The 25,736-nt window shown below is 66.1% G+C and carries 24 protein-coding genes, 4 pseudogenes and 1 other annotated feature; of the genes and pseudogenes, 15 read left to right on the top strand and 13 right to left on the bottom strand.

The window, feature by feature from the left end:
- Window positions 1–158 precede the first annotated feature (158 nt).
- Window positions 159–1,456: pseudogene (locus ACZLMO_RS03710) on the top strand (IS3 family transposase).
- Window positions 440–568 (top strand) — a sequence feature (AL1L pseudoknot). (Overlaps the previous pseudogene by 129 nt.)
- A gap of 186 nt (window positions 1,457–1,642) precedes the next feature.
- Here the strand turns inward: ACZLMO_RS03710 and ACZLMO_RS03715 are convergent.
- A complete protein-coding gene (locus tag ACZLMO_RS03715) occupies window positions 1,643–2,323 on the bottom strand; it encodes a TetR family transcriptional regulator (RefSeq protein WP_463652878.1) in 681 nt (226 codons plus the stop codon).
- Window positions 2,324–2,419: 96 nt separating this feature from the next.
- Here ACZLMO_RS03715 and ACZLMO_RS03720 point away from each other — a divergent pair, with 96 nt between their 5' ends.
- From ACZLMO_RS03720 to ACZLMO_RS03765, 10 genes and pseudogenes are all read left to right on the top strand, one after another.
- Window positions 2,420–3,334, top strand: a complete 915-nt coding sequence (locus ACZLMO_RS03720) for an oxidoreductase (protein ID WP_463652879.1) — start codon at window positions 2,420–2,422, stop codon at window positions 3,332–3,334.
- Window positions 3,335–3,439: 105 nt separating this feature from the next.
- Window positions 3,440–3,820: a cyclophilin-like fold protein gene (locus ACZLMO_RS03725; RefSeq protein ID WP_463652880.1), complete on the top strand. Its 381-nt coding sequence runs from the start codon at window positions 3,440–3,442 to the stop codon at window positions 3,818–3,820.
- A 39-nt stretch (window positions 3,821–3,859) separates the two neighbouring features.
- Entirely contained in the window at window positions 3,860–4,753 is an 894-nt protein-coding gene (locus ACZLMO_RS03730) for an SDR family NAD(P)-dependent oxidoreductase (RefSeq protein WP_463652881.1), read from the top strand.
- 639 nt (window positions 4,754–5,392) lie between these two features.
- Entirely contained in the window at window positions 5,393–5,698 is a 306-nt protein-coding gene (locus ACZLMO_RS03735) for a helix-turn-helix domain-containing protein (RefSeq protein WP_242134952.1), read from the top strand.
- A gap of 353 nt (window positions 5,699–6,051) precedes the next feature.
- Window positions 6,052–8,688 carry a hypothetical protein gene (locus tag ACZLMO_RS03740; protein WP_463652882.1) on the top strand — a complete coding sequence of 879 codons (2,637 nt, stop codon included), beginning with the start codon at window positions 6,052–6,054 and terminating at the stop codon, window positions 8,686–8,688.
- Between the two features lie 28 nt (window positions 8,689–8,716).
- Entirely contained in the window at window positions 8,717–9,049 is a 333-nt protein-coding gene (locus tag ACZLMO_RS03745) for a hypothetical protein (RefSeq protein ID WP_397554959.1), read from the top strand.
- A gap of 2 nt (window positions 9,050–9,051) precedes the next feature.
- Window positions 9,052–9,375: a hypothetical protein gene (locus ACZLMO_RS03750; protein WP_463652883.1), complete on the top strand. Its 324-nt coding sequence runs from the start codon at window positions 9,052–9,054 to the stop codon at window positions 9,373–9,375.
- Window positions 9,376–9,485: 110 nt separating this feature from the next.
- A complete protein-coding gene (locus ACZLMO_RS03755; RefSeq protein ID WP_463652884.1) occupies window positions 9,486–10,043 on the top strand; it encodes a plasmid mobilization protein in 558 nt (185 codons plus the stop codon).
- A gap of 131 nt (window positions 10,044–10,174) precedes the next feature.
- Window positions 10,175–10,522 (top strand): annotated as a pseudogene (locus tag ACZLMO_RS03760) (relaxase/mobilization nuclease domain-containing protein); the annotation flags it as partial.
- Between the two features lie 340 nt (window positions 10,523–10,862).
- Window positions 10,863–11,807 carry a hypothetical protein gene (locus ACZLMO_RS03765; protein ID WP_463652885.1) on the top strand — a complete coding sequence of 315 codons (945 nt, stop codon included), beginning with the start codon at window positions 10,863–10,865 and terminating at the stop codon, window positions 11,805–11,807.
- Window positions 11,808–11,855: 48 nt separating this feature from the next.
- Here ACZLMO_RS03765 and ACZLMO_RS03770 read toward each other — a convergent pair whose 3' ends face one another.
- From ACZLMO_RS03770 to ACZLMO_RS03790, 5 genes are all read right to left on the bottom strand, one after another.
- Window positions 11,856–12,077 (bottom strand): hypothetical protein, encoded by a 222-nt coding sequence (locus ACZLMO_RS03770; protein WP_125106244.1) that lies wholly within the window; start codon window positions 12,075–12,077, stop codon window positions 11,856–11,858.
- 175 nt (window positions 12,078–12,252) lie between these two features.
- Window positions 12,253–13,038 carry an IS21-like element helper ATPase IstB gene (gene istB, locus ACZLMO_RS03775; RefSeq protein ID WP_463652886.1) on the bottom strand — a complete coding sequence of 262 codons (786 nt, stop codon included), beginning with the start codon at window positions 13,036–13,038 and terminating at the stop codon, window positions 12,253–12,255.
- A gap of 10 nt (window positions 13,039–13,048) precedes the next feature.
- Entirely contained in the window at window positions 13,049–14,689 is a 1,641-nt protein-coding gene (gene istA / locus ACZLMO_RS03780; protein ID WP_463652887.1) for an IS21 family transposase, read from the bottom strand.
- 23 nt (window positions 14,690–14,712) lie between these two features.
- On the bottom strand, window positions 14,713–15,930 hold the full coding sequence (locus tag ACZLMO_RS03785) for an MFS transporter (RefSeq protein WP_463652888.1): 1,218 nt from the start codon (window positions 15,928–15,930) through the stop codon (window positions 14,713–14,715).
- A complete protein-coding gene (locus tag ACZLMO_RS03790) occupies window positions 15,927–16,271 on the bottom strand; it encodes a VOC family protein (protein WP_463652889.1) in 345 nt (114 codons plus the stop codon). Before ACZLMO_RS03790 ends, ACZLMO_RS03785 begins: the two co-directional genes overlap by 4 nt.
- Before the next feature lie 54 nt (window positions 16,272–16,325).
- Between ACZLMO_RS03790 and ACZLMO_RS03795 the strand changes: the two genes are divergently transcribed.
- A complete protein-coding gene (locus tag ACZLMO_RS03795) occupies window positions 16,326–16,769 on the top strand; it encodes a MarR family winged helix-turn-helix transcriptional regulator (RefSeq protein ID WP_463652890.1) in 444 nt (147 codons plus the stop codon).
- A 64-nt stretch (window positions 16,770–16,833) separates the two neighbouring features.
- Here the strand turns inward: ACZLMO_RS03795 and ACZLMO_RS03800 are convergent, their stop codons facing one another.
- Window positions 16,834–17,382 (bottom strand): antirestriction protein ArdA, encoded by a 549-nt coding sequence (locus tag ACZLMO_RS03800; protein ID WP_463652891.1) that lies wholly within the window; start codon window positions 17,380–17,382, stop codon window positions 16,834–16,836.
- Window positions 17,383–17,518: 136 nt separating this feature from the next.
- Window positions 17,519–19,075: a recombinase family protein gene (locus ACZLMO_RS03805; protein WP_463652893.1), complete on the bottom strand. Its 1,557-nt coding sequence runs from the start codon at window positions 19,073–19,075 to the stop codon at window positions 17,519–17,521.
- A 355-nt stretch (window positions 19,076–19,430) separates the two neighbouring features.
- Between ACZLMO_RS03805 and ACZLMO_RS03810 the strand changes: the two genes are divergently transcribed.
- Both ACZLMO_RS03810 and ACZLMO_RS03815 read left to right on the top strand, forming a co-directional pair.
- Complete coding sequence (locus ACZLMO_RS03810) at window positions 19,431–20,615, top strand: Cmx/CmrA family chloramphenicol efflux MFS transporter (RefSeq protein ID WP_015780278.1); 1,185 nt, start codon at window positions 19,431–19,433, stop codon at window positions 20,613–20,615.
- Entirely contained in the window at window positions 20,612–21,637 is a 1,026-nt protein-coding gene (locus ACZLMO_RS03815) for an IS481 family transposase (protein WP_463652894.1), read from the top strand. Before ACZLMO_RS03810 ends, ACZLMO_RS03815 begins: the two co-directional genes overlap by 4 nt.
- Here ACZLMO_RS03815 and ACZLMO_RS03820 read toward each other — a convergent pair.
- Together ACZLMO_RS03820 and ACZLMO_RS03825 are read right to left on the bottom strand one after the other, a co-directional pair.
- A complete protein-coding gene (locus ACZLMO_RS03820; protein ID WP_463652903.1) occupies window positions 21,588–22,613 on the bottom strand; it encodes an IS481 family transposase in 1,026 nt (341 codons plus the stop codon). The genes ACZLMO_RS03815 and ACZLMO_RS03820 overlap by 50 nt on opposite strands.
- A complete protein-coding gene (locus ACZLMO_RS03825) occupies window positions 22,610–23,782 on the bottom strand; it encodes an MFS transporter (RefSeq protein ID WP_463652895.1) in 1,173 nt (390 codons plus the stop codon). The genes ACZLMO_RS03820 and ACZLMO_RS03825 overlap by 4 nt, the downstream gene beginning before the upstream one ends.
- A gap of 64 nt (window positions 23,783–23,846) precedes the next feature.
- On the opposite strand from ACZLMO_RS03825, the gene ACZLMO_RS03830 reads away from it, so the two are divergent.
- Window positions 23,847–24,197: an ArsR/SmtB family transcription factor gene (locus tag ACZLMO_RS03830; RefSeq protein ID WP_463652896.1), complete on the top strand. Its 351-nt coding sequence runs from the start codon at window positions 23,847–23,849 to the stop codon at window positions 24,195–24,197.
- A gap of 235 nt (window positions 24,198–24,432) precedes the next feature.
- Here ACZLMO_RS03830 and ACZLMO_RS03835 read toward each other — a convergent pair whose 3' ends face one another.
- The 3 genes and pseudogenes from ACZLMO_RS03835 to ACZLMO_RS03845 form a co-directional block, all read right to left on the bottom strand.
- Window positions 24,433–24,582, bottom strand: a complete 150-nt coding sequence (locus ACZLMO_RS03835; RefSeq protein ID WP_463652897.1) for a hypothetical protein — start codon at window positions 24,580–24,582, stop codon at window positions 24,433–24,435.
- Between the two features lie 51 nt (window positions 24,583–24,633).
- Window positions 24,634–25,017: pseudogene (locus tag ACZLMO_RS03840) on the bottom strand (IS3 family transposase); the annotation flags it as partial.
- Window positions 25,014–25,616, bottom strand: a pseudogene (locus tag ACZLMO_RS03845) (integrase core domain-containing protein); the annotation flags it as partial. The pseudogenes ACZLMO_RS03845 and ACZLMO_RS03840, both read right to left, overlap by 4 nt.
- Between the last annotated feature and the right edge of the window lie 120 nt (window positions 25,617–25,736).

The following is a 25,736-nucleotide window of genomic DNA, read 5'->3' on the forward strand; positions in this document are numbered from 1 at the left end:
GCGGGCAGCGGCGGCCTCCTCGATCAGGTGGATGCCACGCGCCTTCGTCTCGACCAGCCACTCGTTGCCGAGGTGCTTGTTGGGGCCGTACCGCTGCTCCCAGTATAAACCGCGCCGGGTTTGGTGGAGGGTGTTGATCTCTACGGGAGAGTGGAGTCATGCCTGCACCGAGGAAGTACAGCGACGAGCTTCGCGAGCGTGCGATCCGCACGGTCAACGAGACGCTCAAGGAGAATCCCGGGATGTCCGCGAAGGGGGCCTGCTACCAGGTCGGTGAGCAGCTAGGCATCCCGGGGGCGACGCTGCGAAACTGGTTCCGCGGTCCTGGGCCGGCGGCGGGCTCGACCGCGACAGCGGCCGGTCCGCATGAGCGGCTGGTTCAGCTGGAGAAGGAGAACCGCGAGCTTCGGCGTGCGAACGCGATCCTGAGGTCGGCCTCGGCTTTCTTCGCGGCGGAGCCGGGCCGCCCCTGACCTCGTTGATCGCCTACATCGATCAGTACAGGGACCATTTCTGGGTCGAGCCGATCTGCGCCGTGCTTTCCCAGGCCGGCGCGAAGATTGCCCCGAGCACCTACTACGCCGCGAAGACGCGTCTGCCCTCGAAACGCGCGTTGAGCGACGCGGCACTGGACGAGCGGATCGGGCGCATCTGGGACGAGAACTACCAGGTCTTCGGTGTGCTGAAGATGTGGAAGATGCTCGAGCGCGAGGACGTCCTCGACGAGCACGGCCGCCCCACCGGCCAGAAGTACCCGCCCGTGGCTCGGTGCACCGTGGCCAGGAGGATGAAGGTACTGGGCCTGTCCGGTGCGGTGGCCGGGGACCACAAGCGGCCCAGGACGACCATCCCTGCCCGGGATCAGCACCCTGCCGACCAGCTCAACCGGGACTTCAGCTCATCGGCCCCGGACAATCGGTGGGTCGCTGACATCACCTACGTGCCGACCTGGGCCGGTTTCGTCTATGTCGCCTTCGTCATGGACCTGTTTTCCCGGCGCATCGTGGGATGGCGAGTGCACGGCTCCCTGCACACCGATCTCGCGCTCGACGCCCTGGACCACGCGATCTGGCAGCGCCACCGCGACGGCCGAGAGCTCTCCGGCCTGGTCCATCACGCCGATCGCGGCGTTCAGTACCGAGCGATTCGCTACACCGAACGCCTGATCGAGCTCGGCATCGTCGCGTCGGTGGGGTCCAAGGGCGACTCGTACGACAACGCTGCCGCCGAAGCGCTCAACCGGGTCTTCAAGACCGAACGCATCCGTCGGCGCGGCCCCTGGAAGGGGCTCGAGCACGTCGAGCTCGAGGTCCTTCGATGGGTCGACTGGTACAACACAACCCGCCCGCACTCCTGGTGCGACCACCTCGCCCCCGCAGCGTACGAGCACGACTACTACGCTGCCCTCAACGCCTCGACGGCACCCGCCGCCGAACCACACACAACTCTCCACTGAACCCGGGGCGGTTCAGTCTGACTCACGGCCGGACCCCACCGGTCTGCGAACCCGCTGCAACCGCTCAGGGCCGCACGGGCGTCCCTGAGCCGCGAGCATCGGGGCGGTCAGCCCCGGCATGCCGCATCCAGGTCACACCGACGCACTACGAGGACGTCCGCACAGGACGGCCGCTGCCGCCCCGCTTCATCCGGTCTGGGCGGCGGCGGATTCGCGTGCCAGGAGACCGGAGATGGTCAGCGTGAGGGTCTCGGAGACCAGTTCGGCGAAGTCCATGCGCATGCGCCCGATCGCGGGTTCGGCGTCATAGGCCGCGCAGACCGCTTCGTTGGGCTGGCTTGCCGGCCATGCGCCTCCGGCGATGATCAGCACGATCGCGATCGCCTGCGCCGCGGCGTCGGTGCTCAGCTCGGGGACCCAGGAACTGACCACGGTCGACAGGCGCTTGATGACTTCGGCGGCGGCCTGCTTGTGTCGCAGCACCACGTCGGTGGAGACGTTGCGCTCGAGCACCGCGGACTGTGCGGCAAGCAGGTCGCACAGGACCGGCCGCTCAGCCAGGCTCGCAGCCAACTGCCGCGCGAGCTCCCCGGCCCGCTCGACAGGAGGACCGTCGGTAGGGACCTCACGCAGTTCGAGATCTTTGGCCCACGCCTGCACCTCGCCATCGAGGAGTTCAAGCAGGATCGCCTCGCGGGACTCGAAGTAGCGCAGCACGTTGGACTTAGCAAGCCCTACGCGACGGCTGAGCTCATTCAGACTCAAGTCCGCCACCGACATCTCACCAAGCATTGCCGCGGTGGTGCCCAGGATCGTCTCGCGCCGCTGTTGACGCTGCTCCTCACTGCGGGCTCTCTGGAAGTCCATGCCCAACATTCTACAGACCACTCGTCTCTTGCATGCAGACCGGTGGTGCGTTAGCGTGTGGAGCGCAAACAGACCAGCAGTCTTTAAGGAGTCGACATGGCGGCCTACGAGGTCCCGAACCAGAGCGGCAAGCTCGCGATCGTCACCGGTGCCAACAGCGGCACCGGTAAGGAGGCCGCCCGTGGCCTGGCAGGTGCCGGAGCGAGGGTGATCATCGCGGTGCGCACCGTCTCGAAGGGCGAGGAGGCGAGGAGGGACATCCTCGATACCCACCCGCAGGCCACGGTGGAGGTGCGCCGCGTGGACCTGGCGGACCTGGCGAGCGTGGCCGAGTTCGCCGATCAGTTGATCGCCGAGGGCACGCCGGTGGACCTGCTGCTCAACAACGCCGGGGTGATGATGCTCCCCCAGCGCTACGAGACCGCCGACGGGCTGGAGATGCAGCTCGGCACGAACTTCTTCGGCCACTACGCCCTGACCGTGCGGTTGCTGCCGCTGCTGCTGAAGGCTGCGACCCCGCGGGTGGTGACGATGTCCAGCAGCAATCAGGCAGCGATCGATTTCGACGACCTGAACTGGAAGCGCTCCTACAGTCCCATCGGCGCGTACGGGCGCTCCAAGCTCGCCGACCTGCTGCTGAGCCAGCAGCTGGCCCGGATCGCCAAGGACATGGGCTGGGACCTGCTGTCGGTGGGCGCGCACCCAGGCAGCTCCTCGACGAACATCTTCGAGAACGGCAAGCAGTACGGCGACCAGCCGATCCTCGAGCTCCGCATCGCCGCGCGGATCACTCCCACCCACTCGCCCGCCGCGGGTGCCGCGCCGCTGCTGTATGCCGCGACGCGTCCCGACGTCGTCCAGGGCGGCTACTACGGCCCCCGGTTCGGCCTGATCGGCCGCCCGGCCCCCGCGAAGATCTCCCAGCGCGGGCAGGACGAGCAGACCGCGAAGCGGCTGTGGGCCGAGGCCGAGCGCCTCACCGGCGTATCGCTGGACTCGGTCGGGGCGTGATCGGGATCGCCGCGATCGCGCTCCTGACCACCCGCCGATCTGCGGAAACCACCGCCGTACCTGCTCTCAGCCACGACTGACCCACAGAATGCGACGGACCCCACCATGTCGACTGTCACCGGCACCGTCATCCGGTTCAGCAACGACCGCACCAGCATCGATGTCACCCTCGACCAGGACAACCCGACGGTCCGCTCGCTGATCGCGCAGCTGCCTCTGCACGATCTCGACTTCGCCGACAACGGCGGCCTGGAGAAGCTCACCCGGCTGCGCGACCCGCTCGACATGCAGGGCTCACCAGCCTCCGGCGTCGCCCCCGGGGTGCTCATCTGCTTCACCCCGTGGAACAGCATCGCGTTCTGGTACGACCCGGCCGGGCACAAGCCTGAGCCCGAGCTGGTGCACATGGGCCGCTTCGAGGCCACCACCGCCCAGCTCGATGACCTGGAAGCCGGTCCCGTCACCGCACAAGCAATGACTCCCTGATTCGTCAGCCCACCCCACAAGAGAAAGTTTGGACTCGACATGGACAAGAAGATCATCCTCGTCACCGGAGCGACCAGCGGTATCGGCCGCGAGGAGGCTAAAGCGTTCCTGGCACAGGGCCACACCGTGATCATCCACGGCAGGAACCGCGCGAAGGCCCTGGCCGTGAAGAATGAGCTGGTCGCCGAGACCGGCAACGCCGACGCCGATGTGCTCGTCGCCGACCTGGAGTCCCTCGCCGCGGTCAAGACCATGGCCGAGGAGTTCCACGCGAGGTACGACCATCTCGACGTGCTGGTCAACAACGCCGGCAACCAGTACGGCCGCACATGGCAGCCCACCGCCGAGGGCCACGAGAAGACCATGACGGTGAACCTCTTCGCCCCCTTGCTGCTCTCCCTGCTGCTCATCGAGCCCTTGAAGAAGAGCCGGCACGCACGGATCGTCACCGTCTCCTCGGCGTCCCACGCCCAGGGTGGAAAGCCCTACCTCGACGACATCGAGCTGCGGGACCACTACTCGTACACCCGGGCCTACGGCCTCTCGAAGCTCTACGTCATCTGGGCGATGCGCGCCCTGCGCAAGCACTTGAGCGCGCAGGGCGTTGAGTCGATCGACGTCAACACCACCCACCCCGGCATGGCCCGCTCAAGCCTCGGGGAGGCCGACCAGCGCCCCTGGTTGCTGCGACCGGTCTTCGCCGTGGCCTTCCTCTTCGCCAGCTCCACCGAGAAGGGCGCGCAGCCCACGATCCACGCCGCCACCGCCCCGGAAGTCGAGGGGCTCTCGAACCTGTACTTCGGCCCCAAGGGGCGGGAGAAGGTCAGCGAACGCCACCACAGCCCGGCGGCGGAATCGGCGGTCTGGGACTACTGCATGGACGTGCTCCAGCCCTACCTGCCGACGGCACCACGTCAGGGAGAGGACGCCTGACGGCGCGCTTCACCGACAGGTCCATTGTCAACGTCGCCCCGGTCGCCACCGATCGTGGCGAGCACGGCACGGATACTCGGGTCGGCGATATCACCACGACACGATCACCGGGACGCGCTTGAGGAACAGATGCAGAACGCCTTCACGGCCACCCGTCCAGTCAATCTGACGATGCATGCCCACCCCGCCCGTTATTGAGCGACGTCATGATGCAAGACCGGAACTCACTCCATTCGCCGAACCGAGAAGCGAAAGAGGCGAATACCCTGGTCAGAGGCCCCTCTCACACGTTGAAGCGGAACTCCACCGCATTACGGACACTGCTTCCGTTTAGAGCACTCGAACTTGCCACCACTTGACCGACCGGATAGGATCGCGTCAAGTCTTTAATCACCGCGACCGCAAGGTGGTTGGAGAGGGATCACCCCACGTGGGCTGTGGTGAGCAGCGCATAGTCAGCACCGGGTAGCGCCGGGAACCACGTCGAGATTGAGATACAGACGACCCGGCAGGGAGCGACTTCTCCCGTAAGGCACGGAGGCCCGACAGGGCCCAGTGGAGCATCGCGCACGGCGACCGGGAAAGTAGCCGGACAACTATTCCCCCGTCTCCGGACAGTTCAAGCTGTCTGGAGTTGTCATGGGGTACTCCCCGCCTCCTTCGTCCGATCTCACTCACTACATCACGCTCCAGGAAGCCGTCTCGCTCGGCTACGGCGCGTATCAGACCCTCCGGAAGTGGATCGCTGACGGTCGGCTGCCCGCCGTCAAGATCGGTTCCCGCATCAAGGTGTTGCGCACCGACCTCGACGCTCTCGCGGTCGCTGTCAGGCCTGCAACCTTCGAGGAGATCGAGGCCGCCGCAGAGCGGCTCGCCGCCTCCGCTCCCCCGCTGAGCGACGCCCAGGTTCGTCGTCTCAGCACGATCTTCGGCGGTGCATCATGAGCGCCGCGGCTCCTGGCTGGGAACACCACGAGATCACCGATGGTGCACGGCGCGGCATCGCCTTTGAGGTTCTCGTGCGGCGGCGCGCGCGAGCAGCGGTCAACGGTGGCGCGGGTGTGCCCAGCGAGGCCTCGAACGGCGGGGCGAAGAGGTCTCAGACGCCCGCCACTGAGTGTGACGGTTCCGAACTGTCACACCTTTTCAACCCGTCCGAGACGAACGTTTCCCCTGGTCAGGAGGGCGGTGGTCGGGCACGGTCAATAGCCCCTATGGGGAGCCCCGGGTTTCGACCGTGTGACCGTGGCTCTGCGACCGGCTGGGCGCCGCCCTCGCCGGGGGCCGTCGCAGGGGTCATGTCGGTGCCGACGACCGCGTTCGGCGAGCTCCCGTCGGTGAAGGCGATGGGCACGGGCCGCGCCGGGATCGTCGTCGGATTCGACACCGAGTTCACGACCGTGGGCGGTGCTCGGGTCGTCGACTCTTACCAGCTCGCCGTACCTGATCCGCTCGACCCATCGGTGATGGTCGAGGTCGTCATCCTGCCGCCGCTGGGCTCCGGTGCGCGCATCTCCCTGCACACGGCGCTGTGGACCGTAGTCGCAGCAGCTGAGCTGTGGCGGTCCCCTCTGGTGCCCACCGGGGTGGGCCCGCGCGGTGTGCCTCGCTCGGTGTTCTGGACGGATGACTGGGATGAGCGCCGGGAGGCACTCGCGAAGCTGAGGGTTCCCCTCGTCCTCGCCTGCCACTACGGCGCTGCCGACCTGACGACGTTCCGCTCGGGTGGTCAGTCCCGGGAGCTGGACCCCCTCGTCCGCCTGACCTCGGCGGCCGGTGGCCTCGTGACTCTCCTGCCGTTTCGCTCCCAGCGCGGCAACGAGAACGGGCATTGGTGGCAGAGCCTGTCAGTGACCGTGCGCGACACCATGTCGCAGGCTCCGGCAGGGAAGAAGACACTGGCAGCGCTCGGCGAGGCGTGCGGAGTCGCGAAGCTCGACGTGCCGGATTGCTGGATCTCCAGGATGACCGACTATCGCCGTGAACACCTCGCGGAGTTTCTGGAGTACGGCGTCAACGACGCGGTGATCGTCGTCGAGTACCTCGCCCGGCTGTGGGGCGACGGCACCGTTCCGCCGATCACTCTCAGCGGTGGTGCTGCCGCTGCCCTCGTCAACTCGGGCAGCGCCTACCTCGGTGCCTCCACTCCGGCCGAGTTCCGTCGGCTGTTCGCCGGGCTGGTGGACGAGGATGAGGGTGTCGAGGCTGTCGAGGAGGGCGACCGCCTGAGCTTCTATGCGAAGCGTGGACGGAACCCGCTGGACGGCGCTGCTGCTCAGCTGTCGTCGGCGTTCGCTCGCGCCTACCACGGTGGTCTCAACAGCTGCCCGATGCCTGGCTACTACCCGGTACCGACCGTGGACATCGACGCACAGAACGCATACCCGACGGCGATGGCGCTGGTCCGTGACATCGACTGGGAGGCTGGTGCTATCGAGGAAGTCGTGCATGAGCGGGTCCTCTCCGTTGATGACGTGCCGACGGCCACGACGCCCTTCGTAGGCTTCGTGTCCTTCACGTTCCCGACCAACGTGCTGCACCCGTGCCTGCCCATCGTCGCCGACGGGACGCTCATCTACCCGCGCACATCCGAGGGTGTCGCCGGGACATGGGTGTGCGGCCCGGAGCTGTGGCTCGCGCTCACCCTGGGTGCTGAGGTGCACTGCCAGATCGGCTATCTCGGTCGTGAGCGGCAGCACGACGGTGGCCCGAGCTTCTCCCTCCGGCATGGCGTCAAGCAGCTCATCGACGACCGCAACACCGCCAAGACCTTGTTCGGCAAGGGATCTCTGGAAGAGCAGACCCTCAAGACCGGAGTGAACAGCATCTATGGGAAGACGGCGCAGGACGTGGCTGAGCAGCGGTCCTGGGATGCACGTGCGCAGGAGATGGACAACGTCGGCGGTTCCGCTGTGTCCAGCCCCTATCACGCGGCCACGACCACGTCACTGGTCCGGGCGCAGCTGCTGGCGACGATGAACCAGCTGAGCGAGAACGGTAGGGATGTCTACTCGGTGACGACCGACGGTTTCATCACGGACGCTACCGTGGACGAGGTCGCCGCCCTCGACCTTTACGGTCTGGAAGAGGTGCTCGGCGATGCCCGGGTTGCCCTGACTGGGGACCCGTCTATCTGGGAGACCAAGCACGCGCAGTCCGACTTGGTGAACTTCACGACGCGCGGGAACGTCTCTCTCGACCTCGGTGGCGTATGCGCTCACAACGGCCTCAAGGCACCGAAAGATATTGTCCCTGACAGTATCGAGGACCGCGAGCTGTTGCTGGCCTCCGTCGTGAGCAGGGAAGGTCGGGTTCCCAACGGGTACACGCGGTTCCCCTCGTTCCAGGAGTTGTCACGCAAGGAGGACCGGAAAGACTTCCTGCCGTCCCGGATCGAGCGCTCGGTCAGCATGGACTACGACCTCAAGCGCCAGCCCGTTATGTCCTCCATGACACCCGAGATGGTGCCCCTGCCGGACGGCTCGGTTGAGGAGATGGCGACCTTCGCCACGCAGCCGTGGGAACGGGTCGAGGACTGCCTGCGCGCTCGCCAGATCGCCCGCGACATGGCCGAGACCGGATGCCTGCGCACCGTCTCTGAATGGCACGACTGGAACGTGAAGTTCGCGCACGGTAAGGGTCGCCGAATCAGTACCCCGCAGCGCGCTGTGCTGATGTCCATCGTCATGGCGCATCGCCAGGGTGTGACCACGATCCCCACTCTCGCCGACCGCTCGTTGAGCATCGCCGAGCGGCTCGACTGGCTCGGCGAGTGGGGGCTCGGCACCGTCTCGCGCGGTGACTGGGACAACGCCCGCCGGCCCGAGCGGGCGTCCCAGATGCTCCCCATCGACACGCTCGACCCGTATCTCGGCCGGATGACGTCCATGGCGTCCGGCGAACAGCCTACGGACGCCGACCGGCTCCCGTACTGACCAACTCAACGACTCGAAAGGAACGACCATGAACAGCGACGACCAGATGCTGGACGACCTGATGAAGGACATTCAGGACAGGGGCGCCGCGCGCGTCTCGTTGACGGACTGGCTGATCAGCGGACGCGCACCCGGCGACGCCTGGCAGGCCCGCGACCCCCGGCGCACCACGATCGAGGGTTCCCTGCGCTCTGAGGCACTCGTGCTTGGCGCAGCGCTCGACCTGCTTCGTGAGGACGTGCAGGAAGCACGAGACGAAGGCCTGCCCGAAGACACGATCATCGCTGCTCTCGACCTCCCGTCCGAGATTGCGTCGCTTGTCCTCGGAGAGGGCCACCCTCTCAACGGGAAGGAGAACTGACCATGAGCAATAAGACCAAGACGAACCTCGACGAGCTGATCGATCAGGAGCGCCGCCGTGCGTCCGAGCGCATCGCCAAGCTGAAGCGTGCTGCCGCCGCTGAACAGCGCCGCATCGACGAGAAGGTCATCAATCTGCTGCGCGACCAAAGCCCCGATCTCTACGACCGGCTCTCCGAGGAGGCGGCCGATACCTTGGAGGCAGAGAAGGCGAAGAGGTCGAGGCGTGCGAAGAAGGCGGCATCGCCTTCGGTGTCGGCGAACGACGGGACTGCCTCGCAGTCCGTCGATCCCGAGCATGAGGAGGCGGCACCGTGGAACGGCTGACGACTCCGATCCGGGACTTGCGTCAGCGTCCCGGGACCCCCTCGCCCGCAGGGAGCGCAGCGACCGAGGACGAGGGCCAGCGGTTCTTGGAGGATATGAGCGTCAGCGAAATGTCCGACAAGAACCCTGCTGGCCGTCTTCCGTACGCCCCGGAGAGCGAGCACAACTCCCCAAGCAGCGCTGGTCGGGCTCGCGCGGAGGGGTGTGCGGAAGACCCGGCCCTGGCAGCGGAGCTGCACCACGACTCCCAGGTGAACACCGGTCGTGGTGCTGCGCAGAGGGCAGGGTCGGCCGAGGCTCCGGTGGAGCCTCGGAACAGCCGTCGTCGGGAGGTCTCTCTCGACGTGCGGTTGACGGTGGCTGATCGCGATGCGATCCGCCGCCGTGCCCACGTGCTCGGCGTCAAGCCGAGCGCATGGGCTCGTGCCGTCATGTTCGACGCGCTGGACTCGAGGTCCTCGAAGGTCGATCAGCTGGAGAACAACGCGGGAGTGAAGGAGGCGGCGCCTACGTCTCTTGTTCCTGCAGTAGAGCAGCTGCGTCGAGTTGGTGTGAACCTGAACCAGGCGCTCCGCAAGGGTGCTGCCGTCGATGACGGCCTCCTTCACGAGGTGATGGTTGCGGTGGACGAGGTGCGTGCCTCGCTCGGCGACCGGACGCGGACATGAGCACCGTGAACGTCCGCCCCTCGACCAATGCTGCAGGAGCCGTGGGGTACATCCTCTACGGGCGTGACCCTGAGGTGCGCAGGGAGCTCCTCAGGGTCGGATCGACACGTGCGGCCGCGTATGCGATGTCCATGGTCGACGGCGGGTCGACTCCGGCGGAGTTCATCGCGTGTGCTGAGGCGCACGCCGCTGCTCATGGCCGAACGAACCAACTTCAGAGCTACGTTCTGGCGTTCCACCCTGACGAGTTCGACGTGACCTCGCAGGCCGACCTTGAACGCATCCGGGACGTGGCCGTCGAACTTGCGGAACGCATGCACAGCGCTGACTACATGGTCGCGGTGCACTCTGATTCCGCCGGAGGTCACGGGCATGCACACATCCTGGTCATCAACCACGACAACCTCACCGGTAAGAGCCTCCAGCGGTACACATCGTGGAAGCACGGACTGCGCCAGCTGAACGACGAGCTGATGGCAGACGAGGGCCTGCGGGTGCTCCCCGACCCTGAGGAACCGAAGCCCGACTGGGAGCTGCGCCGCGAGGCCTTCTCTCCGGGCGGGTTCGAGCAGGTCCTCGGCGACAAGGTCTATTACGCACTGACCGACTCGCGCTCAACGAATCGCGAGGCGTTCGAGCTCGTCCTCGCCGAGCACGGGGTCACGCTCGCGGTGACGAACCGCGACGGTTGGAGTTACAAGATGCGCCGGGATGACAACGGGAAGCTCGGACGGAAGAAGGCCTCGGCGCTGGCACCCGAATTCACAGCCGAAGGTGCTCAAGAGATCTTCGACTATCACGCACAGAAGGGACAGGCTCATGGGAGCGCTGGACAGGATCAAGCAGGCCGACGAGCAGCAGAAGACTACGGAGCTCCTGGAGGCCTTGATCTCACAGCGCGACGCCGACATGCAGCAGATCGCGAAGCTGACGAACACCGTCGCCGACCTGACCGAGTACGTGAAGGTGATGGACGAGGAGCAGATGACGCGACTGGATCGCCTGTCGACCTCGCGGCAGCACGAGCTTCCCTCCACGCTGCCGCTCGACGCCGAGACGAAGAAGCGGCTGAACGAGATCGAGAAGACGCTGAGCGCCGTCGCGCAGCAGCTGAGCAGCAGCGAGGTCGTGAAGCTGCCCGACGGGTCCTCGGTCACCAGGGCGGACCTGGCCGCATACACGATGACACAGAAGATCAGCGAGGAGCTGAAGACGACGACTTCAGCCTCGGCTGACCTCGCCGAGGCCGTCCGTAAGCGCGGCCACGTCCGTATCGACACGGGCAAGCTCACCGAGCACGCTGTGAAGGTACTCGATGACCGACTTGCTGAGGCTGTCGAGGTTCCCGTCCAGAGGGTCGAGAAGACCGTCGAGGGGCTCGAAGAGCGGGTGGTCAGGCTCGGCTCCGAGAAGCTCGCCGAGCTTACCGGCCGCGCCCACGAAGTGGTCAGCGCCGTCGGGCGGGCCGAGCGGCGAGTCGAGCGACTCTCGGCGAGGGTCACCTGGGCGACGGTAGGTCGTATGTGCCTTGCCCTGGTCCCGTTCACCGTCGCGTTCATCATGCTCACGGGGATGGTCGGCGGGATCACGCAGATGCTCGGCCTCGGACCGCTGCTCGGATGGGCCTGGGACTCCTTCGCCGCCGCGAGTGCCTGGTGGGCGAAGGCACTCATTGCCCTCGCCGCCCTCGGCGGATGCGCTCTGTTCGCCTGGCTGCTCTGGTGGCTCGGAAAGAAGCTGTACGAGAGCTACCGCGGCTGGTAGTCGGAAGAAAAGTGAGTGCCCGTAGCCGAAGCTACGGGCACTCTGAACTCAGTCGACGTCGGGGTCATCGCCGAATAGCTCGGCATCGGTGTCGTAATACCCGAGAAGGTCGCGCTGCTGGCGGATCAGTTCGACGGTTGCCTTGTGCAGGGCGAGCAGGTCATGGAGGTGAGCCTCCTCATCGCCCATCTCGGGGTTGCCGACCCACCAGCGAAACGATTCGGCATGGCTGTAGGCGTTGGACTCAGCACTCATGATCGTTCCCTTCACAGGTCCCTGAAGACGTACACGGAGATCGCGTCGGCTCGGACAACCGTGTAGTCGTGTTCGAGGTCGCGCGTCTGGCTCTTTCGGTCAGATACGACACCACTTGTCGGTCTGTTCTGACACCACTTGGGCCAGATCTAGATCAGCGGTGTCGATGAGCATCGACACCGCTCCCAGGTCAGTTGTGCGGACTTGCTTGCCGGGCGGTGTGGGCGAGGCGGTAGGAGTCAGTGCCGGTCTCGATGATCGTGCCGCCGAAGGTGAGACGGTCAACGATGGCGGCGCAGAGTCGCGGGTCGGTGAAGGTCTTGGTCCAGCCGGAGAACGACTCGTTGGAGGCGATCGCGACGGAGGCCTTCTCCTCACGTTCGGTGAGGACCTGGAACAGCAGCTCTGCACCGCGACGGTCGAGTTGCATGTAGCCGAGCTCGTCGATGCAGAGCAGGTCGACGCGGCCGTAGCGGGCGATGGTCTTGGACAAGACCTTCTCGTCGGCGGCTTCGACGAGTTCGTTGGCGAGTTTCGTCGCCAAGGTGTACTTGACCCGGTGACCAGCCATGGCTGCTTCGGTCCCGAGCCCGATGAGGAGGTGGCTCTTGCCAGTTCCGGAGTCACCGATGAGGCAGAGCGGCTTTCCGTTCTTGACCCACTCGCACTTTGCGAGGGTGTGCACGGTCGCGGGGTCGATGTTGGGGTTGGCGTCGAAGTCGAACGCCCGAATGGACTTCTCGCGGGGGAACTTTGCGGCCTTGATCCGTCGCTCGGACCTACGGCGGGCACGGTCGTCGCATTCAGCCAGGAGGAGCTCGGCGAGGAACCCTCGGTAGGACATCTGCTCCGCGGCCGCGCGGTCGGCACCGTCGATGAACTCTTGGCGGATAGTGGGTAGTCGGAGCATGCGGCACGCTTGGTCGATCGAGGCATCGGCAGCTTCCTCGGTCATGCCGCGGCGACGGGTGTTCATGGTGGGCTCCTCAGGAAGGTTCGGCTCGTGTGCGGGTTCGGCTCGACAGGAGTTGGTCGTACCTATCGACTGATGGCAATGGCCGGTCGTCTTCGGGGAGCCTGGTCCGGAGGCGCTGCTCGGTGAGCGATCGAACGGGTGGCGGGGACGACCCTTGCTCCTCGTCTTGAAGCCCTCCCGGAGTGGCCGCCCCGGTTTCATCGTCGGCGAACTTGCGGGCTTCCAGGGCGACGGCGTCGGCGGTCAGTGCCCCGGCCTTGAGCGCTGCGGCGATTCCGGCGACGACTTGCTCGTGTCGATGGTGGCGGTGAAGGAGCAGCACTTGGATCAGCGCCCGGGTGCCTTCGGCGTCGCCGTGGATCTTGCAGGCTGCTGCCCACCAGGCGTCGTGGATCGGGGTGAAGCGGCCAGCGGCGCGGGCTTGTTCCAGCGCGGTCGCGCCGGGAAGCGCTCCAGGCTTGCGGAGTAGGAGCTCGAGGTAGTGGTCCAGCTCGACGCGGGTGCCGCCCTTGGTCATCAGTCGCTCGTGGCGAGCGACCTCGGAGCGCCCGTCGTAGACGACCAGCTGGGACGCGTGCAGAAGCACCCGAACCTTGCGGTCGATGTATCGGACGGGGACGGAGTAGGTGTTCATCCGGACCGTGATTTGGGCGTACCTGTTCACGCGTGGGGTGGACCAGAGGCCGGTCTCGAACTCTTCTTCGGGCAGTGGCTGCAGGAGTGGGAGCTCGTTTGCGAAGTGCTCCCCGACGGTGTGGGCGCGAGTGCCTATCCGGCGTTGTTCGTCCTCGAGGTCCCATGCGTCGACCATCGCATTGAGCTCGGCGATCGAGTCGACCTCCGGAACAGGGACGAGGTGGTTGCGACGAAACCAGCCGATCTGCCCCTCGACTCCTCCCTTCTCGTGGGCACCTTGGATTCCGGGCTGACAGTAGAAGGCCTCGAGCCCGTAGTGGGACCGGTATGCGGTCCAGCGTTCGGTCTCGACCCGCTGCCGGGAGAATCCGATGACCTGGGCGACTGCGGCCTTGAGGTTGTCGTAGCGAATCTTGTCCGTGGGCACGCCGCCCAGGACGCGGAATGCGTGCGTGTGCCCTTCGAGGAATGCCTCCAGCCCGGCTGACGCGCTGATCCGGTGCACGGCCTTGCCGGAGTAGGAGAGGCGGAGACAGAACAGGGTGCAGGTGACCAGCTCGCCGCGCAGTTTGATCGCGACCTCGCCGAAATCGACCTCTGCCTCATGGCCGGGTAGGTGCTCTTGAGGCACGAATCCGGCTGACTGTCCCCGGCCGGCTTGGATCCGGATCTCGCGTCGCTTGGTCGCGACGTAGTCGCGCACCATCCCGTACGAGACCGCGCCTCGGGCATCGTGTTCGTCGAGAAGACGGTCATAGATCCGCTTCGCAGTGTGGCGCTGTTTCCTTGGCGCATCCAGATCGTCCCGTAGCCACCCGTCGACGACCTCACGGTAGGGGTCCAGCCGTGAAGCACGGCGCGGGAGCGCCTTGCGAGGTTGTGGCCACGCCGACACCAGGGCGGCTGCGACGGTGCGGTACCCGACGCCGTGCTTTCGCTGCAACGCCCGCTTCGACATCCCAGCGCGAGCATCACGCCGGATCGCGGCGAACAGCTCTACTCGACTCTGGTCCATGGCTTTCTGTGCACGCCTTCGTCCTAGCGGGCGTACTCGACCTGACCCCGTGCTCTTCGTTCACGCCTGCTCCGTCGCCCCTCAACGACGGTCACCATCGTGGCGAGCAACGCCATGGCGGCCGCAGGAATGCCGAGCAGGGTGATGGCGAACCACCCCTGAGACACGCCGCCGAGGACGCCCCCTATCGCGACGCCGACGTAGATCGCTGAGGAGTTGAGCCCGAACAGCAGTGGTGCGGAGGCGGGCGCGATCATCACCAGCCGGTGTTGCTGCACCACCGAGGCCATCCCGTCAGTTGCTCCCCAGACGACGGCCCAGACGAGCACGAGCGCCAGGTGACCCACGGCGAGCGGGCTGACCGCGAGCAGTATCGTGCCGCTGCCGAGTGCGACCACCGCGACTCCCAGGCCTGAGCGCTTGTCCGCCCAGAACCCGGCGACGAAGTTGCCGGCCAAGACTCCCAGGCCCCAGGCAAAGAGGATCAGGGTGAGCGCTTGGGGAAACGAGTCCGCCGTGGCGTCGGCGGTGAGCGCACCGATGTAGTTGTAGAGGGTGTAGTGCCCGGCCATGACCAGCGTCGTCGCTATCAGGATCGTGAGCACGTTGACCTGGCGCAGTGGCGCAAGCCTGGCGGTCAGGCTGACGGCTGGGAGTGACACCCTCGGCAACGACACCGAGATCCCGATCGCGGCGAGCATCCCCAGTCCCGCAACGGCCCACAGAGTGAATCGCCAATCGACACTGCCAATCAGGTTGCCGACCGGCATGCCCAATGCGGTCGACAGGGTCAGGCCGCCGATGACGAGGGCCATCGCCCGGCCCCGGCGTTCCTCGGGTGCTATCGCGACGGCCGCACTTGATGCCGAAGCCGTGATGGTCGCAGCACCAAGAGCGGTGAGGACCCGAGCCGACATCATGATCGGGTAGTTCGGGCTCAGCGCGGTCGCGATATTCCCGACGACGAACACGGCCAGCGCGAGCTGGAGTGCCTTCCGGCGATCGATCGAGCTCAACAGCCAGCTCAATACCGGGGCCGCGATCGCGAGTGTCAGCGCAAACACCGTCACTAGCTGCCCGGCCGCGGCGACGCTGACGTCGTGGTCCGTTGCGATAGCGGGCAAGAGCCCCGCGATCACGAACGCGTCGGTCCCGACCGCGAACGTCGCCACGGCCAGCGGTAACAGCGGCTTCATCAAGTTTGAAGGCGCGGCGTCTACCCGGGCATCGGCTTGACTCAAGCCTGTTCTCCTGGCTCCTGGGAAAGGCTGAACTCCACGCCCTGATCATCGACGCAGTGGGCGAACGCACCGGATGGGATCGTCACGGGGTCCTCGGCGGTGCCACCCAACTCGCGCACCCGCGCCACTGCCGCGTGAATGTCTTCGACGGCGAAGAAGATCCGCGGATGCCGGGACGCATCCTCGTGCGGTGCACCGCCCATGGGGGTGGGCCCGTCGATCATTGAGTAGCCCGGGAAGTTGCCTTCGCGGAACGTCCAGTCGAACAGCGAGCCCCAGAACCGTTGGGTCGCTTCGATGTCGCTGCTAGGGACCTCGAAGTACGTGACGTTGCCAGCCATGATCTACCTCCTGATGTCAGTGTGTTGACATCGAGCGTATGTCAGACTGCTGACATGGGGCAAGAGTTGGTCGGCGAACTGGAGCTCTCGGTGGGCTACGTCCTCAAGCAGGTGCATGCCTCACTCCGCACTGCGATGGACGAGGCCCTGCGACCCCTGGACTTGACCGTTCCCCAGTACGCCTGCCTGGAGCTGCTCGGGCAGAACCCAGGACTGTCGAACTCCGAGCTGGCCCGCCGCGCCTTCGTGACCCGGCAGTCGATGAATCTCGTCCTGCGCCGACTGCAAGAGCGCGGACTCCTCACCCGGCCCGACGAGGCACCCCGCGGACGGGCGCTACCGAGCATGCTCACTTGGGACGGGCAGGCCATCCTTCGCCGGGCCAGCACTGCGGTTCGCGCCGCGGAGAAGCAAGTGTTCGCCCCCTTGTCCCCAGAACAGCAACTTCGGCTACGGCAGGACCTCGCGGCGTGCCTCACCTCCGCGGCAAGCAGCTAAACCTCCGCGCCTGACCAACCCACTCCCTCGCGACCCTGGTGTCGAAACCAATCGACATGTCATCTCATCGATTGCTCGTGGTGTCAGAACAGACCGACAAGTGGTGTCGTATCTGACCGACGTAGCCACGCGTCCAGGCATCCCAGTTGAAGTAACGCAGAAGCTGTTCCGGGGCGTCCTGCGGGATGAGGCCGATCTCCTCGGCGAGGGTCTCGGCGTAGTCCCGGAAGCTGCCCCAGGTTCCGCAGAAGCGCTCTTCGAAGTCGGAAACAGACGGCAGGTCTCCAGTGCCTTCTGCGACGTAGCTGCCGGAGGCCGTCCAGGCGCACAGAGCATCGCGCTGATGCTCGGGGACCGCGAGGATGACGCGAGCCCACTCTGCGGCCTCCGACGGACTCATCTCGCCCGAGGCGGGGACGTTCTCGTGGTCCATGACCCACAGCTCCTCGCATCCAGGGCGCACGCGGTGAGCGCCGCCGTGGACGTCAGCAAGGGTGACTTCGTCGGCGGACTCGCCCGCGAACCACTCGCCGACGAGGCGAGCGTTGTTGTAGCAGGCGAGGCAGCCGATCCAGGCTCGGGGCGTGGTATCGGTGTTCGTTCGGGTGGTCATGGCGGGTCTCCTCCGTGATTGAGGAGAGCGGCGGGCGCGACAGGCAGTCGTGCTCGGTGAATCGACGCGCTTACGCCACGTCGCCGCTCTCAAGAGGTCTCCCGGCCACGCTCCGCGTGGCTAGCCAATGGGAGGTCTACCTCCAGTCGACGGCGACAGACTCGGTCCTGAACCCCTTGCGCCCGCGCGGCTGTGGGAGAAGCGTGACCGTGGCAAGGGCGTCGATGGTCTGACGGCGGAGGTCAAGTGAAGCACCCCGGAACGCCTCGGCAGGATTATCGACGCCCAGGATCGGCGACAGCGCGCCTGCGCGCCCTTGCATGAGCCTTTCGGCCTCCAGCTCCTGGATACGCGCTTCTGCGGCGTCCCGTACGCGCTTGAGGTCGCGGGCCTCAATGATCTCGGCGTCGTAGTCGGCCTCGGCGCGCAGAATGCGCGCCCGCTGGCCGCTGATCGCCGAGTCGATGCCTGCAGCATGCGGTCCACCGTCCGCGACCTCGACCATCACCGTCGCGTCCTTGCGTGCAAGACGCTTGGCGACGACCGTCATGACGAAATCGTCGATGGCGGCGCCCGAGCGGACGATGTGCCCTGCGCACTTGTAGCCGCGCGGTGCCCCGGTTACCTTCCTACCGCACACCTCGCCGGTCTCCTCGTCGACGTATCCGCACCGGTAGAGCCCGCTCCCGAGGTGCTTGCGCTTGGTCGAGCCGGATGTGTTCGTCACCCGCTCCGTGTCATCGAGGACCTGCTGCGCCTTCCACCACGTCTCATCGCTAACGATCGGCTCCCACTGCCCCCGGATCGGCTCTCCAGCGTCATCACGGAGGATCTGTGCCTTCCACATCCGGCGCCGCTTCCCGTCCGCCTGGGCAAACTTCGGGGTGTACGTGCTAAGCGCCGCGTAGCGCGGGTTCCGCAGGATGCCCAGCACTGTTGAGGGAGACCACGGACCGTCTTCGACGATCGGCCGGGGTTCGAGGCCTTGCTGCTCGCGGGCGGCAGCGCGTTCGACGCTCACGGTGTGCGTGTGCTTGGGAAGGGGCGAGAGACCGTCAATCACCCCAGTGCCGCTGAGCGCCCGCGCGAGCGAGCGTAGCGACTCAGGGTGCTCGATCCTCGTGAAGAGGTCGTAGATCGCCCTCACCGCCTCGGCTTCGCCAGGAATCACGTCACCATCGACGGCGTAGCCGAGTGGGCGCATGCCTTTCGGAGCACGCCCTTGCATGGCGCGCTGACGCTGGGCGGCGGACTGACGGGCGCTCTTGCGCTCCATCTCAGCACGCGCCACGGCGGCCTTGATGCGTGCATACATGCGCCCACCGTCTGTGGAGAGGTCCGCGTCACCATTGGCCGTGACGAGGGCGAGACCACGCAGCTCGGCGGCATCGATCCAGTCCTCCAACTGCCGGGGCTGCCTGGTGAGCCTGTCGAGGTCGTAGCAGATGATCGCATCGAACCGCCCGAGCAGGTAGTCGGCGACCATGCGGTCGTAGTCCGGACGGATCGCGGTTCGATCGGTGGCGCTCTTGGACTGGTCCACGTACGTCTCAACGACGTCCCAGCGCCGGAACCGCGCGAGGTTCTCGCAGTCCTCACGCTGTCGGTCGATGGCGAGCCCATCCATCTCGCGGTCCTGGCTGATGCGAAGGTAGATGGCTGCCTTGCGGTGTGCAGTGGAGCGCTCGTTCATGTACCCAGATTACCCTTTGACGTAAGCGCCGTCCATAACTAACGCCGTCACCGTCAGTGTGCATAGTGATAGAGTTGAGCCAACTAACTGTTGCGGGGCAGGACGTTGATGACGATGCCGCGGCGCGCGCAAAGGATGTGCAGTGTCGAGGGAGCGTCGGTAGGGTGAAGAGCATGGCGTGCCCTGAATCAGACACTCAGGGGGCTTTCGGTCACACCGTCAGCCCCCAGACCTCCTGAGTCCTTAACCCGCCGCCTGCGCCTGTGCGCTGAGCGGGCTCTTGGGCAGCTCCCTGGGCGCTGGCCGTGGTGACGAGACGTTTCCCCCTTTTCGTTCTCGTTCCTCGGAGCCCTCCATGCCCTTCGCCCTCTACCTGCTTGCCCTGGCTGTCTTTGCCATGGGCACATCTGAGTTCATGCTTGCTGGCCTCGTGCCAGACATCGCCGCCAGTGTCGGTGTCTCTGTCGGCACAGCTGGGTTACTCACCTCTGCCTTTGCGGTCGGGATGATTCTCGGTGCGCCCGCCATGGCAGCTCTCACCCGTCGGTGGCCCGCCCGGACCACCTTGCTCGGGTGCGTGGTCATCTTCGCTGCCTGTCACGTCGTCGCCGCCACTGCCGAGACCTTCTCCGTGCTGTTCGCAACTCGTGTGGTTGCCGCGGTTGCCAACGCCGGTTTCCTGGCCGTTGCACTCAGCACCGCGACCCGCCTCGTGGCCCCCAGCCGGAAGGGCCGCGCTCTTGCCATCCTCCTCTCGGGCACCACGATCGCCATGGTCGCCGGTGTTCCCGCGGGGGCTCTACTTGGCACGGCGCTGGGATGGCGGGCCACGTTCTGGGCGGTAGCCTTCCTGTGCGTTCCTGCTGCAATCGGCATCCTCACCGGGATCCGTCCACAGCCGAGAGACACGCAGGACGAAGCCAACGATGGCCTGTCTCTCGCCTTCGAGTTGGCGCAGCTCCGCGTGCCCCGTCTTTTCACGGCGATGCTGCTCGCTGCGCTGGTCAATGGCGGGACTTTCGCCGCGTTTACGTTCCTCGCGCCGGTCGTGACCGGGACAGCGGGTCTGGGCCAGGTGTGGGTACCGGTGGCTCTGGTGTTGTTCGGCATCGGGTCCTTCATGGGAGTCAGCATTGCCGGGCGACTGTCTGACCAGCACCCGCGAACGCTCCTCGTTGTGGCCGCGCCGCTCCTGTTAGTTGGGTGGCTGTTGCTCGCGGTGCTTGCTGGGCACTCCGTGCCGCTGCTCGTCCTGGTGTTCCTGCTGGGAATGCTGGCATTCGCTGTGGGAAGCACCATGATCGCTCGAGTGCTCTACGCAGCATCGGAAGCGCCCACCATGGGTGGTTCCTACGCGACTGCCGCTCTCAACATCGGGGCCGCTGCTGGTCCGGCGCTCGGAGCGGTAGCGCTCGAGAGCTCGAGCAACCTTGGTCCCGTGTGGGCAGCGACCGCGCTGACCGCTCTCGCACTCCTCGTGATGCTGCCCACGCTGCGCATGATCGCCCCGCGGGTACGGAATGTGGAGGCTGCCAAGTGACGCACGCTAATGCTCCGTTGAGCCTTGAAGGTCGACGCCGGCTCGTGAATCGGTGCCTGACCCGGCCGATCGCGCACGTAGCTGCCGAGATGGGCATCTCACGCGCGTGCGCTTCGAAGTGGGTCAACCGGTGGAGACGCCATGGCGAAGCCGGGCTCCAAGACCGTGCTTCGACGCCCCACCACAGCAGTACCGCGACAGCCGCCTGTGTCATCCAACAGATCGAGGTCTGGCGGCGAGAGCACAAGTGGTCCGCCCAGCGCATTGCCTACGAGCTCGCCGAGCTGGACGTCAGGATCAACCGGCGTACCGTCAGCCGACACCTGAGCCGGCTCGGCCTTGGCCGACGCCGATTCATCGACCCTGGCGGCGACACCAATCGCAAGCTAGGGAAGATCACCGCCCGCTGGCCCGGCCATATGGTGCACCTCGACGTGAAGAAGGTCGGCCGAATCCCTGACGGCGGCGGCTGGCGCATTCACGGGCGCAACAGCGACCAGGCTAGGACCGCGGGTCGCGCGAAGTCAGCTGGGGCGAAGTGGGGGTACACCTACCTGCACTCCGCCGTCGACGGATTCTCCCGACTCTCGTACACCGAGCCGCTGACCGACGAGAAGGGACTCACGGCGGCAGCGTTCCTCGCCCGAGCTAAGGCCTGGTTCGCCGCTCACGGGATCTCGCACATCCACCGCATCATCACCGATAACGGTGCGTGCTACCGCTCGGCCGACTTCGCTCGAATCGTCGGCAACCGCACGCGACACCAGAAGACCAGGCCCTACACGCCCCGACACAACGGGAAGGTGGAGCGCTACCAGCGAATCTTGGCCGAGGAACTGCTATACGCCCGAGAGTTCAAGAGCGAAGAAGCCCGCGACGCCGCGATCGAAATCTGGAATATCCACTACAACTACCACCGCCCCCACAGTGGAGCGGGCGGACATCCCCCAGCATCTCGGCTCCGTGCTCGCGTCACCAACGTCTGGCCCTCATACAGGTGTATGAGGGCTGGACGTTCGTGACGCCTTCCCGCAATCGGGATGCCGGTGGCTGACCGCCTGCGCCTGAGTGTGGTCGGTGGTAGTTGTAGTGGATGTTCCAGACCGCGATCGCTGCTGAACGCGCGTCCTCGCTGGTGAAGTCGCGGGCGTAGAGCAGCTCTTCGGCCAGGATTCGCTGGTAGCGCTCCACCTTCCCGTTGTGGCGCGGCGTGTAGGGCTTTGTCTTTTGATGCCGGGACCGATCGCCAACGATCCGGGCGAAGTCGCCGGAGCGGTAGCACGCGCCGTTGTCGGTGACGACGCGGTGGATGTGGGTGATGCCGTGGGCAGCGAACCAGACCTTGGCGCGGGTCAGGAACGCTGCCGCAGTCGCTCCCTTCTCGTCGAGTAGTGGCTCCGTATAGGAGAGCCGGGAGAAGCCATCGATGGCCGAGTGCAGGTAGGTGTATCCGCGCCGTGCGCCAGCTGACTTGGCGCGGTCGGCGGCCTTGGCTTGGTCGCTGCCACGACCATGGATGCGCCATCCGCCGCCGTCGGGGATCCTGCCGACCTTCTTCACGTCCAGGTGCACCATGTGCCCGGGCCAGCGGGCGGTGATCTTGCCCGGCTTGCGGTTGTTGTCGCCGCCGGGGTCGATGAACCGGCGTCGGCCGAGGCCGAGCCTGCTCAGGTGCCGGGTGACTGTCCGGCGGTTGATCCTGACCCCGAGGTCGGCGAGTTCGTCGGTGATGCGCTGGGCGGACCATTTGTGTTCGCGCCGCCAGGTCTCGATGTGTTCGATGACCCATGCGGGCGTCGCGTGCGGACTCCGATGGGGAGTCGATGGGCGGTCGTGAAGGCCAGCATCGCCGTGATGCCGCCACCGGTTGACCCACTTCGATGCGCAGGCGCGGGAGATTCCCATCTCTGCTGCGACGTGGGCGATGGGACGGGTCTTGCAGCGTTCGACAAGCCGGCGGCGTCCTTCGATGGACAGGGGTGCGTTGCGGTGGGTCATGCCGTGACCACGGCTGGCTGCGGCGTTCGGAATGAGGCGCTGATCCACGCGAGCGTCAGCGCGAGGGCCGCGGCGAACGGGATCCAGAGTGCCCCGGGTCCGTCGACGATGATCCCGCCGACACCGGCGGCGGCCGCGGTACCGAGGTAGAGGCCGGAGATGTTGAGCGAGATGGCTGTCATGGGCGCGGCGGGTGCGGCTTCGATGGTGCTGGCCTGCAGGGGTGGGTTGAGGGCCCAAGCGAAGACAGACCAGGTGGCGATGCCGAGCAGCAGCAGCGGGAAGGGCGCGCTCAGTGCGAGCAGACTGCCCACGAGAACGAGGGCCAGGGCGTGTCCGCCGACGACGATGAGCCGGCTGCGTCGCCCGCCGTACTGGTCTGCAAGCCGGCCACCCAGGAAGGCTGAGGGGACGCCGATGATGCCCACCATCAGAAGCACCCAGGGCAGTGCCTGCGTGTTGCCCTGGCTGCGTTCCAGGAGGGCCGAGAGGTAGCTGTAGAACATCAGACCGCCCGCCCCGCAGAGGGTCACGGCAAGGACGAGCCGCAGCACGCGCACGTTGCGTAGAGGGCTGAGTCGCTCGACCAGACCCGCTGCCGGGGCTCCCTCAAGCTGGGGCAGCCCCGCTGCGAGGACGATCATGGCGGCGAGCGCTACGACCGCGATCAGCACGAATGTCGACCGCCACCCGAATAGCCCGCCAATCCATGCCCCGACAGGCACTCCGGTGAACAGTGCCACGGTTAGACCCGCGGTGACGACTGAGAGATAGCGACCCTGCCGATCGGACGGAGCGCCCTGCGCCGCGACCGCGAACGCGGTGGACGACACCACCGCAGCGGCAAGACCGGCCACTGCCCTGAGCGCGATCAAGCTACTGAACGTGGGCGCGATGGCGGCGGCGAGGTTGGCGATCATGAATACCGCCAAGGCGGTCAGGATGACCCGCCGTCGTGGATACGGGTCCAAGACGACTGCCATCACCGGCGCACCGAGCGCGAACGTGAGGGCGAACACGGTGATCAGTTGACCAGCTGCGCCCGTGGTGATCTGTAGGTCGGCGGCCAATTCGGGTAGGAGGCCGGCGATCACGAACTCATCGGTGCCCAACGCGAGCGTGGCGACGAAGAGGCCTATCAGCCAGCCAGGGAGTCGGTGTTGTCTCATGGACCCACCTTATTCGATGTTCGGCGAACATCGAATAAGGTGGGTCCAGTGCGATACTGAACTCGTGGCGAAAGATGCACATCACCCTGATCTGGACGAAGTGGCGCTGACCACCCTCCTTGCCGCGCTGTCCGACCCCCTGCGGCTGGGCCTGGTGCGACTACTGTCCGACGGTGTCGAGCGACAGTGGGGTGAGTTGGATGCGCCCGTCGCGAACTCCACCCTCAGCCATCACCTGAAGGTGCTCCGGTCCTCGGGAGTCACGCGGACTCGTGAGGAAGGCACCCGCTGCTACGTACATCTCCGGGCCGACGACCTCGAAGAGCGGTTCCCAGGCCTCCTTGAGAGTTTGCTGGCCACCTCAGGGCACGGAGCAACGAAGGTCGGAGTCAAGCCGCCGCGACAGACTGCCTGACGCTCGTCGCTCGGAGGCAGGTGGGAGCCACCGCTTCACCGTCAATAACCACCTGCCCCGCAACAGCTAGGCATCAAAGACTGCGCGAACCCTTCCGGCATCCGGAAGTCGGCCGCGGGTGACGAGACTGCGTCCGGGGTCGGAGCCTCCGCGCCGTCGACCGGCGAGTCGTCCTCCTCGCCGGATTCCTGCCCAGGACCCTCCTCAAGGTCTTCGTCGTCGTGCGCCATCTCATCTAGCTCGAGGGCAGGCCGAGCTTGTCGAAGAAGGCACGGCTCCGCTCCGTTGCGGCGTTGACGAGCCGATCGAAGCTCATGACCTCGACGTAGGCCTTGTACGGTTCGATGAAGCCGAAATAGCCCATTCCGTCATGGGTCATGGTCAAGCCGGACAGCTTGCATCGGGGACTGCTGCACGGATAGGTGACAGTGGGTAGTCACGCAGCCTGGTCGGCTGGTGTGGTCATGGTGGTCTCGTATTCGATGGGCGTCAATCGGCCGAGGCGGTCTTGGCGTCGTCGGCGGTGGTAGGTCCTCTCGATCCAGGTGACGATCTCGATGCGCAACTCTTCGCGGGTGTCCCAGCGGCGTTGGTTGAGGACGTTCTTTTGCAGGAGCGCGAAGAAGGATTCCATCGCGGCGTTGTCGCCGCAGGCACCGACTCGGCCCATGGACCCGAGGAGCTGATGGTGCCCGAGGCGGTGGACGAATCTTCGGCTTCGAAATTGCGAGCCTCGGTCGCTGTGCACGATGCACCCGGCCACGTCGACGCCGTCAGCGCCGCGGCGTGCGACGGCTGAGTTCAACGCGGTGACAGCTAGGTGTAGGACGCCAGGACGTTGTGGACGCGAAGCGGAACCAGCGTCGCCGGTGGCTGCAAGTCCGCCGCTCCATGCGGCCGGTGGTAGTTGTAGTGCAGGTTCCAGACGTCAAGGGCCGCGCTGCGCTGCGCTTCCGACGTCCAGGTCCGGACGTAGAGAAACTCGTCGACAAGGATTCGGTTGTAGCGCTCGATTTTCCCGTTGTGCCGAGGCGTGTACGGAGTGATCCGTTGGTGTCGCGAGCCGTCGAGCGCGGCGGCGAAAGCTGCAGCGCGGTAGCAGGCCCCGTTGTCAGTGACGATCCGCTCGATGTGTGTGATGCCGTGACTTGCGAACCAGTCGCGGGCACGGGCGAGGAATCCGACCGCGGTCGCGGCCTTCTCATCAGCGAGCGCCTCGGTGTAGGCGAGGCGCGAGTAGCCGTCGATCGCGGAGTGCAGGTAGACGTATCCGGTCTTCAATCCCCGGGTCTTGGTGCGCGCGACCGCTCGGGCTTGCGGGCTGTCCTTGCCGTGGGCTCGCCATCCGCCACCGTCCGGGATCCTGCCGACCTTCTTGACGTCGAGGTGCACCATGTGACCGAGTCGCCGAGCTGTCAGCGGCCATGAAAAGCTGCCCATAGGTGGCCAGGGAATGACCCGCTGACGGCCACAAGGACTGCCCAGTGATGGCCACCGGCTCTGCCCGGTGCTGGCCATCTGGTTTGCCCGCGCTACTCG

The organism is Georgenia sp. G2120, from assembly GCF_055326485.1.

Excerpts from the sequence above, each read along its gene's own strand:
- ACZLMO_RS03715 (WP_463652878.1), bottom strand. The coding sequence starts at position 2,323 with ATGGACTTCCAGAGAGCCCGCAGTGAGGAGCAGCGTCAACAGCGGCGC.
- ACZLMO_RS03720 (WP_463652879.1), top strand. The coding sequence starts at position 2,420 with ATGGCGGCCTACGAGGTCCCGAACCAGAGCGGCAAGCTCGCGATCGTC.
- ACZLMO_RS03725 (WP_463652880.1), top strand. The coding sequence starts at position 3,440 with ATGTCGACTGTCACCGGCACCGTCATCCGGTTCAGCAACGACCGCACC.
- ACZLMO_RS03730 (WP_463652881.1), top strand. The coding sequence starts at position 3,860 with ATGGACAAGAAGATCATCCTCGTCACCGGAGCGACCAGCGGTATCGGC.
- ACZLMO_RS03735 (WP_242134952.1), top strand. The coding sequence starts at position 5,393 with ATGGGGTACTCCCCGCCTCCTTCGTCCGATCTCACTCACTACATCACG.
- ACZLMO_RS03740 (WP_463652882.1), top strand. The coding sequence starts at position 6,052 with ATGTCGGTGCCGACGACCGCGTTCGGCGAGCTCCCGTCGGTGAAGGCG.
- ACZLMO_RS03745 (WP_397554959.1), top strand. The coding sequence starts at position 8,717 with ATGAACAGCGACGACCAGATGCTGGACGACCTGATGAAGGACATTCAG.
- ACZLMO_RS03750 (WP_463652883.1), top strand. The coding sequence starts at position 9,052 with ATGAGCAATAAGACCAAGACGAACCTCGACGAGCTGATCGATCAGGAG.
- ACZLMO_RS03755 (WP_463652884.1), top strand. The coding sequence starts at position 9,486 with ATGTCCGACAAGAACCCTGCTGGCCGTCTTCCGTACGCCCCGGAGAGC.
- ACZLMO_RS03765 (WP_463652885.1), top strand. The coding sequence starts at position 10,863 with ATGGGAGCGCTGGACAGGATCAAGCAGGCCGACGAGCAGCAGAAGACT.
- istB (WP_463652886.1), bottom strand. The coding sequence starts at position 13,038 with ATGAACACCCGTCGCCGCGGCATGACCGAGGAAGCTGCCGATGCCTCG.
- istA (WP_463652887.1), bottom strand. The coding sequence starts at position 14,689 with ATGGACCAGAGTCGAGTAGAGCTGTTCGCCGCGATCCGGCGTGATGCT.
- ACZLMO_RS03790 (WP_463652889.1), bottom strand. The coding sequence starts at position 16,271 with ATGGCTGGCAACGTCACGTACTTCGAGGTCCCTAGCAGCGACATCGAA.
- ACZLMO_RS03795 (WP_463652890.1), top strand. The coding sequence starts at position 16,326 with ATGGGGCAAGAGTTGGTCGGCGAACTGGAGCTCTCGGTGGGCTACGTC.
- ACZLMO_RS03800 (WP_463652891.1), bottom strand. The coding sequence starts at position 17,382 with ATGACCACCCGAACGAACACCGATACCACGCCCCGAGCCTGGATCGGC.
- ACZLMO_RS03805 (WP_463652893.1), bottom strand. The coding sequence starts at position 19,075 with ATGAACGAGCGCTCCACTGCACACCGCAAGGCAGCCATCTACCTTCGC.
- ACZLMO_RS03810 (WP_015780278.1), top strand. The coding sequence starts at position 19,431 with ATGCCCTTCGCCCTCTACCTGCTTGCCCTGGCTGTCTTTGCCATGGGC.
- ACZLMO_RS03820 (WP_463652903.1), bottom strand. The coding sequence starts at position 22,613 with ATGACCCACCGCAACGCACCCCTGTCCATCGAAGGACGCCGCCGGCTT.
- ACZLMO_RS03825 (WP_463652895.1), bottom strand. The coding sequence starts at position 23,782 with ATGAGACAACACCGACTCCCTGGCTGGCTGATAGGCCTCTTCGTCGCC.